The sequence below is a fragment of the Allobosea sp. P2_A10 genome (assembly GCF_056405115.1).
This window is the reverse complement of the sequence record NZ_JBFUCS010000018.1, coordinates 76895-90203: the sequence shown is the minus strand read 5'-3', so window position 1 is coordinate 90203 and position 13309 is coordinate 76895. Positions and strand designations below refer to the sequence as shown.

Below are 13309 nucleotides of genomic sequence, written 5' to 3'. Positions count from 1 at the left end.
CCGCCAAGCGGCGCCGATCCGGAAGCCATCATCGAGCACGATCGCGCCTTACGATGGTTTCCGGGTCTCCGCTTCGCTTCGCCCGGAATGACGGCGGTGTTTCCTCAAATCGTTCTTCAGCGCTTGTCGGCAGGCCTCGGATCGATCTTGACCACGACCGACATGCCCGGCCGCAGGATGTGCCGACCCGCCGATTCAGAGGTCAGCGCGATCCGCACCGGCACACGCTGGACGATCTTGGTGAAATTGCCGGTCGCGTTGTCGGGCGGCAGCAAGGTGAAGACCGAGCCAGTGCCGCCAGCGATGCCGCTGACGATGCCCTCGAAGACCTGCCCGGGCAGCGCATCGACCGTGATCGAGGCCTTGTCGCCGATCTTCAGCGGGCCGACCTGCGTCTCCTTGAAGTTCGCATCGACATAGACCTTGTCGAGCGGGACGATCGACATCAGGCGCTTGCCGGCGCTGACGAGGTCGCCGAGCTGGACATTGGTGTTGGCGACGAGCCCGTCGATCGGCGCGTTGACCCTGGTGAAGGTCAGGTCGCGCTCGGCCTTCTGCTCGGCGACCTTGAGTTCGTCGCCCTGGCGCGCCGCCTCGACGCGCTGTGCCTTCAACACCTCGATATTGGCCTTCGCGGCGGAGACGCCGGCTTCCGCCGCGCCGAGCGCGGCCTTCGCCTGATCGCGCGCGGCGATGGCAGCATCCAGCGTCGCCTGCGAGCCGTAGGACTTCGCCGCCAGGCTGTTGGCGCGGTCGAAATCGGCGACGGTGCGGGTCACGCCCGCCTGGGCCGAGACGGCTTGAGCCTGCGCCTGTTCGAGACTGGCGCGGCCAGCCCCGATCTGGCTGTCGATGCGCGCGAGCGTCGCCTGCGCGGTGGCGCTCTTGGCGCGGGCGCTCTCGAGCGCAATCCGCCAGTCGCCGTCATCGAGCGCGACCAGTGGCTGGCCGGCCTTGACCTCCTGGTTTTGCACCACCGAAACCGTCGCGATATTGGCGGCGAGCTTGGCCGAGATCGTCGCCATCTCCGCGCCGACATAGGCGTCGTCGGTCGAGATGATGAAGCGGCCGGTCTTCCACCAGTCCGTGCCATACCAGACGCCGACGCCGATCGCGGCTGTCGCCAGCAGCATCAGGCCGGCGCGGCGCAGTCCCTTGCCCTTCGGCTTGGCGGCGGCAGGGGTTTCGCTCGCGGCAACAGGCGGCGCATCGCCGGTCTGGCGGGCCTGCGGGGCCTGGGTCGTCTCCAGAGTGGGATCGACCAGCTTGAGCCGGTCGCGGCGCTTGTCGGTAATGGTCTCGGCGGACATGCTCTATCCTGTCGGCTTTCCAATTCGAACCATCAGGTTCGATTTCAGTTGAAATAGCGCTGCCGATGACGCATATCAAGTGAAATCGAACCGAGCGGTTCGATTCTTTTTTCCACAACGAGGCGCTGCCTCCGGACAGGGATTATGAGCGACACCGCTGAGCCGATGGTTAAGCCGACACCGCGCAATCGACGCGTCGCCGGCATGGACGCCGACAAGCGCCGCCAGATTCTCGACGGCGCGCTGGCGGTGTTTACCGCGCGCGGCTTCGACGCCGCCAGCATGAACGACATCGCGACCGTCGCGGGCGTCTCCAAAGGCACGCTCTACGTCTATTTCGAGGACAAGGAGCATCTCTTCGTCGCGCTGATCGAGCGCGAGCGCGAGACACAACGACGGGGCGCGTTCGAGGCGCTGAACGACGACCCCGATCTCTCCCACGCCCTGACCGGGTTCGGCGAGGGGTTGGTCCGATTGCTGGTCAGCGATTTCGCGGTCAGCGCTCATCGCATCGTGCTGGGTGTCGCCGAGCGCATGCCCGATCTCGGCCGCGAATTCTACGAGCGCGGCCCGATGCAGGGCGCGCAGCGGCTGGCGTCGTTCCTTGAGCGCAAAACGCAGGCCGGGCTGCTCGTGATCGACGATCCCGAACTCGCCGCGACCCAGTTCCTCGATCTCTGCCAGTCGACTTTGGTGCGGCCAAGGCTTTTCAACGCGGACCGCAAGCCGCCGACCCCGGTGCAGATCAGCCGCGTGGTCGCCGCCGCCGTCGAAATGTTCCTGGCGCAGTACGCCCCGCGTGCGAAAGCCTAGACAGCAGTGCGACCGCGGGATGTCATTGGCCAGCCCGCGCCGGCTGCCGATTACTTCAGCGCCTTCAGGCTGTTGATGATGGCGATGAGTTCCTTGATGTTTTCCTTCTCGCCGGCGGGCGAGGCCCAGTAGGTCAGCACGAGACCCTTGGTGTCGGTCACCTGCAGCAGGGTCAGGCTGATATTGGTCGGGCCATCCTCGTCCTTGCCGGTCCATTTCACCTGGACGCCGTCGAGCCCGTTGATCGAGAAGGGCTTCTGCTCCATCGTCTTCTCGTCGATGACCACGTCCTTGCTCTTCAGCCAGACCACGGCTTCGGCGATCGCCTTGGCGGCGTCCTTCAGTTCGGTCACCTCGACCGCGACATAGACGGTGTCGTCGTCGGACGTGGATTCGACACCCTTGGCGATCTCGGTCGATTCCCAATCATCGGGAAGCGTGATGACCGCGACGGGATTGGGGTCTGGAATCGAATAGGTCTTGGCGTTCGTCAGTGTGGGCAGCAGGACAAGGCAGGCGGCCGTCAAGACGACGCGGACAAAGCTGGATGGCATTGGAATGATCCTTGGCGCGCGCAGGCGGTCGGGTCGCGCGACGACAACCTACACGGCGCGCCGCGCCGCGCCAGCCATATCCCGCCGACCTGGGACCCGATGGTCTAGCCGCCGGCGAACCGCACGATATCGTCCAGCGCCGGCGCGTTGCCGCGAAAGCTTTTGCCGAGCGCGAGCAGGATGCCGGGATGGCCGATGCCGGGATAGGTCTTGACCTCGACCTTCGCGCCGGCCGCCTTCAGCGTCTTGCCCAGTGCGTAGGTATTGCGCGGAAAGACCGTCGTGTCGGCGTCGCCCGTCGCAATGAACACGCGCGGCGCGCCAGCCCGCACGAAGTTGATCGGCTGCGTTTCCGACAGCTTCGGGAACTGGCCGAAGGTATCGATCGTGCGGGGGTCGTCGAGCGGCAGGAAGTCATAGGGGCCGGCCAGCCCCGAGACGCTCTTCACCAGCCCGGGCCTGACGCCGGCCCGGGCGCCATAGCGCGCGTCGAGCGCGATCATCATCGCGTTGTAGGCCCCGGCGGAATGGCCGCTGAGATGCACCCTGCCGGGATCGCCGCCCTGGCCTGCGATATTGTCCTGGGTCCAGCGCAGCGCCTGCGCGCAATCATGGAGAAAATCGGGAAACCGCACCTGCGGCACCAGCCGGTAGTCGGGTACGACGGTGACGAAGCCGCGCGAGGCGAAGGCGTGTCCGACGAAGGAATAGTCGTTCTTCGAGCCGTCGTTCCAGCCGCCGCCATAGATGAACATCATCACCGGTGCATTCGCGGGAGCGCTCTCGGGCACGTAGATGTCGAGCCGCTGGCGCGGATCGCCGCCATAGGCCACGTCGCGCGCGGCAAGTCTGGAGCCGCCATCGCTCGGCAGCACCGTGTTGATCATGCTCAGCGGCGAACAGGCGGCAAGGCTACTCGCGCCCACACCAGTGATGAGAGCCCGCCGGCTGAGGCCGGAGCGAAGGGTCTGGTCGGGCATGGTTGTCCGCTGATACGATTCGGGGCCGGTCGCGCTGTTTGAAGATAGCGCGCGAACGAGCCTTGAACAGGGATTTCGCGCCGGTCTCAGGCGGCAGCCAACACCCGACGTGCCCGCAGGCGCTCGCGATGGGCGGTGTAGAGGCCCGACGCCGCGATGATCACCGCGCCGACCAGCGTCCAGATGTCCGGCAGCACCGCAAAAAGGAAGAAGCCGAAGAGCGAGGCCCAGAGCAGTTGCGCATAGGAGAACGGCGCCAGCAGCGAGGCGTCGGCATGGCGGAAGGCGAGGATGACGAGCCAGTGGCCGATCGTCGAGGCGACGCCGATGAATGCACCCAGCAGCAGCGTCGTGGTCGAGGGCGGCTGCCAGTGCAGCGGCAGCAGCAGGGTCATGATGACGAGACCGATCAAAGCCGACCACGCCAACGTCGTCAGCGGGCTTTCGGTGGCGCTCATCATCCGGGTGATGATCATCGCGAAAGCCCAGGTCATCGCCGAAACGGCCGGCAGCAGCGAGGCCGACTGGAAGCCCGCGCCGCCCGGCCGGACCACGATCACCACGCCGGCAAGCCCGACGATCGTCGCGGTCCAGCGCCGCCAGCCGACCTTTTCGCCGAGCATCGGGATCGACAGGGCCGTGACGAAGAGCGGCGTGACGAAACTCGTCGCCGTCGCATCGGCGATCGGCAGGTATTTCAGCGAGATCACGAAGATGATCGACGAGGCGGCGACGCCAAGCCCACGCAGGACCTGCAGCAGCGGCCGCGTCGTCGCCAGCCTTGCCATGCCGCCATTGCGCCAGACGATGGCGAGCATGATCGCGGTAAAGACGCAGTAGCGCAGCCAGGTCACCTGCATCGGCGGGATCGACGCCGTCAGATATTTCGAGGTGACGTCGGACCCCGTCAGGAAGAAGGTCGAGAGCAGGATCAGCGCAATGCCGCGCAGGCCGTTGTCGCTCCGCAGCGATGCGGCAGGCGCCGCTTGTGGCCGTGCCGGCGCGAGGGGCGGTTCTGGGAGCGGGAGGTTTGGCAAAGGACCGGGCGCGGCGGAAGAGGACGCCTGAAGGCTAATCGATTCGCATCGCCGCGCGTTGCGCAAAGATCGAACGGCGACCATGCGCGGCCACCTCATGAAAAAGGCGGGCATCACGCCCGCCTCGACCGAAGCAATGCTTGCCGGCTGCGCTCAGGCGGCCTTCTTCCTCGGCTGGATCAGCTTGCGGTTGACCAGCACCTCGGCGATCTGGATCGCGTTCAGGGCCGCGCCCTTGCGCAGATTGTCGGAGACGCACCAGAAGGCGAGGCCGTTTTCGACCGTCGCATCCTCGCGGATGCGCGAGATATAGGTCGCGTCTTCGCCTGCCGCCTCATGGGGCGTGATGTAGCCGCCGGGCTCATGCTTGTCGATCACGAGGATGCCGGGCGCGGTGCGCAGCACCTCGCGCGCCTCGTCGGCCGTGATCGGCTTCTCGCACTCGATGTTGACGCTCTCTGAATGGCCGATGAAGACCGGCACGCGCACGCAGGTCGCGGTCAGCTTGATATTCTTGTCGAGGATCTTCTTGGTCTCCGCCATCATCTTCCACTCTTCCTTGGTGAAGCCGTCCTCCATGAAGACGTCGATGTGGGGGATGAGGTTGAAGGAGATGCGCTTGGGGAACTTCCTGGTCACGACCTCGCCGGCCGAGAACACGGCCCGCGTCTGGTTGAAGAGCTCGTCCATGCCCTCCTTGCCGGCGCCCGAAACCGACTGATAGGTCGAGACGACGACGCGCTTGACCACATACTTGTCATGCAGCGGCTTCAGCGCCACGACGAGCTGCGCCGTCGAGCAGTTCGGATTGGCGATGATGTTCATCTTGGTGAAGCCGGCGGCGGCCGCAGCGTTCACCTCCGGCACGACCAGCGGCACATCCGGGTGCATGCGCCACGCGGACGAATTGTCGATCACGACGCAGCCCTTGGCGCCGATCTTGGGCGACCATTCCTTCGAGACCTCGCCGCCGGCCGACATCAGGCAGATGTCGGTGTCGGAAAAATCGTAATGCTCCAGCGCCTTGCACTTCAGCGTCCGGTCGCCGAAGGAGACCTCCGTGCCGATCGAGCGCGAGGAGGCCAGCGCCACGACCTCGCTGACCGGAAAGGCGCGCTCGGCCAGAATGTCGAGCATTTCGCGACCCACATTACCGGTGGCGCCGACAACCGCGACCTTGAAGCTCATCGTGATGTTCCTTTTGGATTGGACCGTCTGGTCTCTCCCGGAGGCGCCGTCCCGCGCCATCACAGTGGCGGGTTCGGCTTGAGCCCCCGCCGGGGGGAGAGGACCCGGAACGAAAGGCGACGCGTCAGCGCGACGTACCGGTCGTGCCGGTCGTCGTTTTGGTCGTGCGTTTCGTCGTCGTCTGACGGAGGGTCACAGGGCCAGTCCCGAAGCCTTGATGCGTCATGCGATCCGACGGTCATGTCCGCCAGTCGCTGCTCGTGAAAACACCGGAAATCCCGAAAAGTCAATCTCGACGCAGGCCGGGCGACGCGACGACCGCCGCGTTAACCGTCCTCCTTGACCGCCCCTTCACGCTGTTTGGCGATTCCGGTCCACCGGTAACCGCGCGCTGACCTGGAAGCCTGCAGTCTTCCCTCCGGATGAAGACAGGCCGTCCGCGCAGAATGGCGGCCAGAGCGTGTGGGTTCGGTCGTGTCGCGTCAATTCGCATTGCTTCTGCTGGACAGAATGCGCCAGCTCTTGCCGGCCCGCCGTGGAGCCTCGGCATTGGCCGGCCCCGGCGCCGAGATGGGCGCGCGCGGTCCCGGCTTCGATCCGGTCGCGGCGCTGATCCGGCTCGCCGACATGGCCGAGACCGGCTTCGCTTTCTTGATCAGGGTCGCACACTCCGCCATCCGTTTTCGCGGCTTCCGCTTCGGCTTCGCCGGCGGCCTGGTCTGGCGCGGTATCGCGGCGCTGACCGGCGTCGGGCTCGCGACCGCTCTGGTGACCGCATTGTCGCCGGGCCCAAGCGAGAACAGCCTCGCCACATTGACCGTACAGCCCGCGCCGGAAATCCGTCCCGTCCGCGACGTGCGCCAGGAACCACGCCAGATCGCGGCCATCGGCGACGAATGGACCAGAATCGCCCGGCCGATCGCGATGTTTGGTCTGGATTCAGCCGAACTCGACCGCCAGCAGCCGGTCCATGAGGCGCTGCGCAACCAGACCGGATCGCGCCGGCAGGACGTGCTGACCTTCGGCGCGTTCGCCGAGGCGCGTCCGCATCTGCAATTGCGGCTGGTCAGCGAGAGCGGCGATGCCGCGCCGCAGCAGCCCTTCATCATCGCGGCCGTCCGTGAGGCAGCCGAACGCGGCATGTCGGTGCAGCGCAGCGGCGTGCCGACTGCGATCGAGACGCGCTTCGGCCAGGTCGAGACCGCCGATACGACGCTGAGCGACGGCCAGAGCAGCCGTTCCTGCATCGCCTTCCGCAAGAGCGCGGGAGATCTGCCGCTCGGCCTGAGCGGCTGGTGGTGCGGCGGCGCGAGCCGGCCGGCCGACCGCCAGCAACTGGTCTGCCTGATCGACAAGATCAGCCTGCTCAGCGCCGGCGAGGACAAGGCGTTGCGGACGGCCTTCTCGCGCACGGAACTGGCACGGCAGCCGGCCTGCGCGCCGCCGCGTCTGGCGGCTTCGGGGCGCAAGGCGTCCTGGCTCGACGCCGATGGCGCGGCCCCGGCCCTGCGCAGCAAGAGCGCAGCAGTGGCCGAGCCCGCCAAAACCGGCGCGAAACGATAACGGCCGAATTCGAGCGACAAGACATGTCCGATACGCGAACACAGGCGATGACGGTTCTCGGCGCCACCGGCCGGCTGGCGATGGGCACGGCGAGGTTCTTCTTCCTAGCGCTCGGCGCCGGGGTGTTCCTGATGGTCCTCATCGTCGCATGGTGGATCTCGGGCTGGGTGCCGACGGTCACCCGCGGCAAGCCGGCGATGAACTGGCCGGTTGAGCCGCTCGCCAGCGTCAAGGCGGCTCCGATCACGGCGACGCATCCGACCCGAGGGCGCGAGGAGGGCCTGCTGTTTGGCGGCGCGGCGACCGGGCAGGCCTTCGCCGCGATCATCCTGGCCGAGCGCAACGACAGCGCCTTCCCTTTCACCATGACGACGCCGGTGTTCTGGCAGTTCGACGCCCTGCGCGTGCTGGCGCCCCGCGTCGGCGGTCCGACCTACGATATGACGACGCGCTGGGGCCGCTTTACCGGGCGCGATCTGTTCTACCGCGAACTCGACGGGCGGACGCGGACCTGCATCGTCTTCCGCAATGCCTTCGAGACGGCCGATTTCGCGCTGGGCGGCTTCTATTGCGCACCCGGCGCGCAGACGGCCGATGCCGGACCGCTCGCCTGCATGATCGACAGGCTCCAGTTCCCGCCGAGCGAGCGCAAATCATCGGCGCTGACCTATTTCGCCGCCCGCGCCAACGTAGCGCCGACCTGCGCCAGCTCGACCTTCTACGAGCCCGGCACGCGCCGGGTCGTGCGCGACCGGAATGGCGGGGTCATCCGGCTGGAAGAGAGGAGCGGCGGCAGCTATCCGCTCTGGCGATAATGCGGCGCTGACAAAATCGTTAACTACGGTAGGTTAGGCTTCTGCCTGACCGTTTCGTTCCCATATCCTGCGGATCGCCGCTTTTCCGGAGTCGCCTTCATGCGTTCGCTCACGCGCCTTGCCGCCATCCTTGCCGTTTCGCTCGCGGGCTCGACCGTTCTGGCGTCCGTCGCCGAGGCGCAGGGGCGGCGCGGCCCGCTGCGCATCACCGTGCAGAAGCGCAGCTATTTCGACGCTGGAAAGGTCGTGCCGGTCGGCACGCTGAACCGTTACGCCAGCCAGCATTTCGCCTCCGCGCCGGTCTATTCCAACACTGGCAGCTTCTATGGCGAGGATACGCTGCCCGGCCGCATCGGCGCGGGCCGCAATCCCTTCGCCAACACCTTCGAGACCCCGCGTTTCTGACGATCGCCGTCATGGCCGGGCTTGACCCGGCCATCTCGGAAACCAGTGTCTTCGCGTCATGCGATACTCGGGTCCGCGCTTCGCTTCGCCCGAGAATGACGTGTAGAATCTACGGCAGCGCCTTGAGATAACGCACCGGCCGCCCCGGAGCGGCGGCCTGCGCCGCATGGACGATCGCGTTCGCGTCGATGCCGAAATGGCGGTACAGGTCGGCCGTCGTGCCGGTCTGGCCGAAATGCTCGACGCCGAGCGCTTTCTGCCTGTGACCACGCACGCTGCCGAGCCACGCCAAAGTCGCCGGATGCCCGTCCAGCACCGAGACGATGCCGCAATCGCGCGAGATCTCGCCGAGCAGCCGTTCGACATGGCTGGTCGCGTCGTGGTTGCCGCGCTGGCGCGCCCGTTCGGCCGCCTGCCAGCCGGCATTGAGCCGATCGGCCGAGGTGATCGCGAGCAGTCCGACATCGCGGCGATCTTCGGCCAGCAGGCCGACCGCCTCGATGGCTTCGGCCGCGACCGCGCCGGTATAGGCGATGACCACGGAAGCATTGGGCCCGGGTTTACGGAGCCAGTAGGCGCCGTCGATGATTTCGCGCTCCAGCTCCCGCGTCATTGTTCGCTTGGGCTGCTCGACCTGCAGCGTCGAGAGCCTGAGATAGACCGAGCCGCCGGTCTCGTCGCGCAGCCATGTCCGCTCGTCGGGATCGCCCTCTCCGTCCTTCTGGAGGTAGTCGAAGGACCAGCGCATCATCACCGCAAGCTCGTCGACGAAGGCCGGCTCGAAGGCGCAAAGTCCGTCCTGGCTCATCCCGATCAGCGGCGTCGCGATCGACTGATGCGCGCCGCCTTCAGGTGCGAGCGTGACGCCGGACGGCGTCGCCACCACCATGAAGCGGGCGTCCTGGTAGCAGGCATAATTCAGGGCATCGAGGCCGCGCGAGATGAAGGGATCGTAGAGCGTGCCGATCGGGATCAATCGCTCGCCGAAGATCGAATGCGACAGGCCGAGCGCCGAGAGGTTGATGAACAGGTTCATCTCGGCGATGCCGAGCTCGATGTGCTGGCCCTTGGGCGAGAACTCCCATTTCTGCATCGAGGGGATGCGCTCGTCCTTGAAGGTGTCGGCCATCTCCGCCTTGGCGAACAGCCCGCGCCGGTTCACCCACGGCCCGAGATTGGTCGAGACGGTGACGTCGGGCGCGGTCGTGACGATACGGTCGGCAAGCGGGCCGCCGCGCTTGGCGAGATCGTCCAGCACCTTGCCGAAGCCCATCTGGGTCGACATCACCGGCTGGATTCCGGCCTCGAGCTTGTCGGGGACCGGCAGCTTCGGCGCGCTCCTGCGACGGCGCCCCTCGGCGAAGAACGGCACCTTGTCGAGGAAGGCGCGAATCTCGCTGTCCGGCAGCGACAACCCCTCGAACAGATCCCATTCATGGCCGGGGCGGACGCCGTTGGCGGTCTGGAAACCAGCCATCTGCTCCTTGGTCATCAGCCCGGCATGGTTGTCCTTGTGGCCGGCCAGCGGCAGGCCGAAACCCTTGACGGTATAGGCGAGGAAGCAGACCGGCCGATCATGATCGACAGCCTCGAAAGCCTCGAGGATCGAGGGCAGATCGTGGCCGCCGAGATTGCACATCAGCTTGGAGAGCTCGGCGTCGGAGCGCGCCTCGATCAGCTTCGTCACTGGCCCCTGATCGCCGAGATCGTCCATCAGGCGCCTGCGCCAGGCCGCGCCGCCCTGGAAGGTCAATGCGGAATAGAGCTGGTTCGGGCAGGAATCGATCCATGCCTTCAGCCGCTCGCCGCCCTTCTCCTTGAAGGCGGCCTTCTGCAGCGCCCCGTATTTCAGCGTCACGACGTCCCAGCCGAAGTTTTTGAACATCGTCTCGAAGCGGTCGTAAAGTCCCTCGCGAATGACGGCGTCAAGCGACTGGCGGTTATAGTCGATCACCCACCAGGTGTTGCGCAGGCCGTGCTTCCAGCCCTCCATCAGGGCCTCGAAGATGTTGCCCTCGTCGAGCTCGGCATCGCCGATCAGCGAAACCATGCGGCCTTCGGGCCGGTCCGTGCCCCAGCCATGGCCGCGCAGATAGTCCTGCGTCAGCGAGGAGAACAGCGTCTGCGCGACGCCGAGGCCCACCGAGCCGGTCGAGAAATCGACATCGTCGATGTCCTTGGTGCGGGAGGGATAGCTTTGCGCGCCCTTGTAGCCGCGGAAGTTCTCCAGCTTTTCGCGGGTCTGCAGCCCCATCAGATAGTTGATCGCATGGAAGATCGGCGAAGCGTGCGGCTTCACCGCGACCCGATCCTGCGGCTTCAGTGCCGCCATGTAGAGCGCGGTCATGATGGTGCAGAGCGAGGCTGAGGAGGCCTGATGCCCGCCGACCTTCATGCCGTCGCTGCTCTCGCGCAGATGGTTGGCGTTGTGGATCGTCCAGGACGCCAGCCAGAGGATCTTCTTTTCCAGCTCGGCAAGCAGGGGCAGGCGGGGGTCGGACATCGAGCGCTCCACGGCAGAGGCGCGATCATGCACGCTTTCCGCAGCGATGGCAGCCAAAGACCGGAAGCCAGGCTTCCTCAATTGGTGCTTTCCGCTAATCTGGCGATCGAAAGCGAATAAACATGCCAGAATACAAACTCGACGAGATCGACCGGCGCATCGTGCAGGCGCTGCAGGCTGATGGTCGCATGAGCAACCATGACCTCGCCGACCGCGTCGGTCTCTCGCCCAGCCCCTGCGCGCGCCGCGTCCGGCTGCTGGAGGAGGCCGGCGTGATCACGGGCTATGTCGCCATCGTCGACCAGGACAAGCTCGGCCTGCCGGTCAATGTCTTCGCCTCGATCAAGCTGGAGCGCCAGCGCGAGGAGGAACTCGACCGTTTCGCCGCGGCCGTCACCCGCTGGCCGGAGGTTGCCGACTGCTACCTGATGACCGGACAGCGCGACTACCTCCTGCGCATCATCGTCAGCGACCTCGGGGCCTATGAGCGCTTCCTCAAGGACAAGCTGACCCGGCTCGACAACGTCGCTTCGATCGAATCGAGTTTTGCGCTCGGGCAGGTGAAGCGGTCGTTCTCGGTGCCGGTCGAGACCACGCGAATCTGAGAGCCCGCCGCCGGTCTATGTATTTCGGACTATGTCGAATGCATGCTCGGCCGACGACAAGGCGAGCCGACGCAAATGATTGCCGTCGCATAGCCTGCGTCACGGAATTTGAGTCAAAATGAGCGCTTTCGTCCTCAAACCAACGGCATTCCCTGCCCTCTCGCCTTGCTGGCAGGCGGCATGTCGTTGCGGCATGCAATCCCCTCATCTGTCGATCGTGAAACCATCGTTCAGACATTCTCGCGTAGAAGGCAGGTATCGCTCGACGTTTCAGTCGATGCGATAACGCTATCCTCGGGGGAGGGACCAGGCGTGAAGCTAGCAAAGCGGATCCGGCTGACCGGATTTGCGGCCGTGATTGTTGTCGTGATCGTCGCTTTCAGTATCGTCGGGCAAGTCTGGGCGCTGGCGCTTGGCTGTGTCGCCGCCACCATTGGCATCGTCGTCGCGATGCGCAGGGCAGCAGCGCTGGCGGCCCAGCTCGAAGAACTTGCGGAAGCGATCAGGCATGGCGATAGCGACCATATCCGCCGCTTTGCCGTAACACCGCAGCTTGCCGCTCTCGCGGACGCGATCGGCTGGCGCATCGATGACCACGCTCATGCCGAGACGCAGGCGCCGGCTGGCGCCTCGCTGATCGAACTTGCCTGCGAACTCGATGCGCGGATCGGCGACGAGGTCTCCGAACTCGCGCTCGCAACGCGCGAGCTCGAACTGAATTCGTCGGTCGTCACCGCCTCCGTCGCGACGGCGCGCGAAAATGCCGAGGCTCTGAAGCATACGGCCCAGGCTGCTTCCGACGACGCGCAAAGTGTCGCGCGCGCCACGGACGGACTGGTCAGCGCGCTGCGGACGGTCGATCGTCAGTCCAGCCAGTCGGCGCAGGTCGCCGAACAGGCGGCGCAGAACGCGATGAACACCAATGCGACCATCGCCAATCTGGCGGCGGCCTCGCAGTCGATCAGCGACATCCTCGATTCGATCGGCGAGATCGCACGGCAGACCAACCTGCTGGCGCTCAACGCCACGATCGAAGCGGCGCGTGCCGGCGAGACTGGGCGCGGCTTTGCCGTCGTCGCCAGCGAAGTCAAGGCGCTGGCGACCCAGACCAGCAAGGCGACACAGGATGCCCGCATCCAGATTCTCGCCATGCAGAACGCCAGCCGCGAGGCTGTCGAAGCCGTCGCCGTCATCGCCGATTCGGTCTGCGAACTGAACGAGCTTGCAACCTCGGTCGGGTCGGCGATCTCGGCGCAGAAGGGGCTTACGCTCGATATTGCTGGCCATGTCGTGCGGGCCGCCGACGGCTTCCAGCAGGTCGCGACCCGGCTCGGTCAGCTGAACGAAAGCAACGAGCACGCGGCGGAGGCAGCCGAAGGCGCGCTGCAGGTCGCGCGCGACGTCGCGGAGAAGGCTGTCGGCATCCAGAGCGCGATCGGCCGCTTCCTGCTCGATCCCGGCGAAACGGGCCGCGAAATCTTTCGGATAGCCAGCTAGCGCGTCATGCTCGGGCAAAGACCCGAGCATCTCCGGCAA

At 66.0% G+C, this 13309-nt stretch carries 12 protein-coding genes; 6 read left to right on the top strand and 6 right to left on the bottom strand.

Annotation, left to right across the window (positions count from 1 at the left end; all coding sequences use genetic code 11):
• Nucleotides 1-116: 116 nt before the first annotated feature.
• Nucleotides 117-1310: an HlyD family secretion protein gene (locus tag AC1DZY_RS21775; protein ID WP_476822248.1), complete on the bottom strand. Its 1194-nt coding sequence runs from the start codon at nucleotides 1308-1310 to the stop codon at nucleotides 117-119.
• A gap of 144 nt (nucleotides 1311-1454) precedes the next feature.
• Between AC1DZY_RS21775 and AC1DZY_RS21770 the strand changes: the two genes are divergently transcribed.
• Complete coding sequence (locus AC1DZY_RS21770; protein WP_476822247.1) at nucleotides 1455-2123, top strand: TetR/AcrR family transcriptional regulator; 669 nt, start codon at nucleotides 1455-1457, stop codon at nucleotides 2121-2123.
• A 50-nt stretch (nucleotides 2124-2173) separates the two neighbouring features.
• Here AC1DZY_RS21770 and AC1DZY_RS21765 read toward each other — a convergent pair whose 3' ends face one another.
• The 4 genes from AC1DZY_RS21765 to AC1DZY_RS21750 all read right to left on the bottom strand — a co-directional run bounded on the left by AC1DZY_RS21765 (nucleotide 2174) and on the right by AC1DZY_RS21750 (nucleotide 5882).
• The gene (locus tag AC1DZY_RS21765; protein WP_476822246.1) at nucleotides 2174-2677 is read right to left on the bottom strand and encodes a hypothetical protein; all 504 of its coding nucleotides are present in this window, start codon (nucleotides 2675-2677) and stop codon (nucleotides 2174-2176) included.
• A 104-nt stretch (nucleotides 2678-2781) separates the two neighbouring features.
• Entirely contained in the window at nucleotides 2782-3657 is an 876-nt protein-coding gene (locus AC1DZY_RS21760) for an alpha/beta hydrolase (RefSeq protein ID WP_476822245.1), read from the bottom strand.
• A gap of 86 nt (nucleotides 3658-3743) precedes the next feature.
• Nucleotides 3744-4694, bottom strand: a complete 951-nt coding sequence (locus tag AC1DZY_RS21755) for a DMT family transporter (RefSeq protein WP_476822244.1) — start codon at nucleotides 4692-4694, stop codon at nucleotides 3744-3746.
• Nucleotides 4695-4847: 153 nt separating this feature from the next.
• Complete coding sequence (locus AC1DZY_RS21750; protein WP_476822243.1) at nucleotides 4848-5882, bottom strand: aspartate-semialdehyde dehydrogenase; 1035 nt, start codon at nucleotides 5880-5882, stop codon at nucleotides 4848-4850.
• 510 nt (nucleotides 5883-6392) lie between these two features.
• Between AC1DZY_RS21750 and AC1DZY_RS21745 the strand changes: the two genes are divergently transcribed.
• From AC1DZY_RS21745 to AC1DZY_RS21735, 3 genes are all read left to right on the top strand, one after another.
• Complete coding sequence (locus AC1DZY_RS21745; protein WP_476822242.1) at nucleotides 6393-7445, top strand: hypothetical protein; 1053 nt, start codon at nucleotides 6393-6395, stop codon at nucleotides 7443-7445.
• A gap of 23 nt (nucleotides 7446-7468) precedes the next feature.
• A complete protein-coding gene (locus tag AC1DZY_RS21740; protein WP_476822241.1) occupies nucleotides 7469-8260 on the top strand; it encodes a hypothetical protein in 792 nt (263 codons plus the stop codon).
• 99 nt (nucleotides 8261-8359) lie between these two features.
• Nucleotides 8360-8665, top strand: a complete 306-nt coding sequence (locus tag AC1DZY_RS21735) for a hypothetical protein (RefSeq protein ID WP_476822240.1) — start codon at nucleotides 8360-8362, stop codon at nucleotides 8663-8665.
• A gap of 109 nt (nucleotides 8666-8774) precedes the next feature.
• Here AC1DZY_RS21735 and AC1DZY_RS21730 read toward each other — a convergent pair whose 3' ends face one another.
• Nucleotides 8775-11168 carry a transketolase-like TK C-terminal-containing protein gene (locus AC1DZY_RS21730; RefSeq protein ID WP_476822239.1) on the bottom strand — a complete coding sequence of 798 codons (2394 nt, stop codon included), beginning with the start codon at nucleotides 11166-11168 and terminating at the stop codon, nucleotides 8775-8777.
• Between the two features lie 122 nt (nucleotides 11169-11290).
• Between AC1DZY_RS21730 and AC1DZY_RS21725 the strand changes: the two genes are divergently transcribed.
• Together AC1DZY_RS21725 and AC1DZY_RS21720 are read left to right on the top strand one after the other, a co-directional pair.
• On the top strand, nucleotides 11291-11773 hold the full coding sequence (locus tag AC1DZY_RS21725) for an Lrp/AsnC family transcriptional regulator (protein ID WP_476822238.1): 483 nt from the start codon (nucleotides 11291-11293) through the stop codon (nucleotides 11771-11773).
• Between the two features lie 312 nt (nucleotides 11774-12085).
• A complete protein-coding gene (locus tag AC1DZY_RS21720; protein ID WP_476822237.1) occupies nucleotides 12086-13270 on the top strand; it encodes a methyl-accepting chemotaxis protein in 1185 nt (394 codons plus the stop codon).
• The last annotated feature ends 39 nt before the right edge of the window (nucleotides 13271-13309 follow it).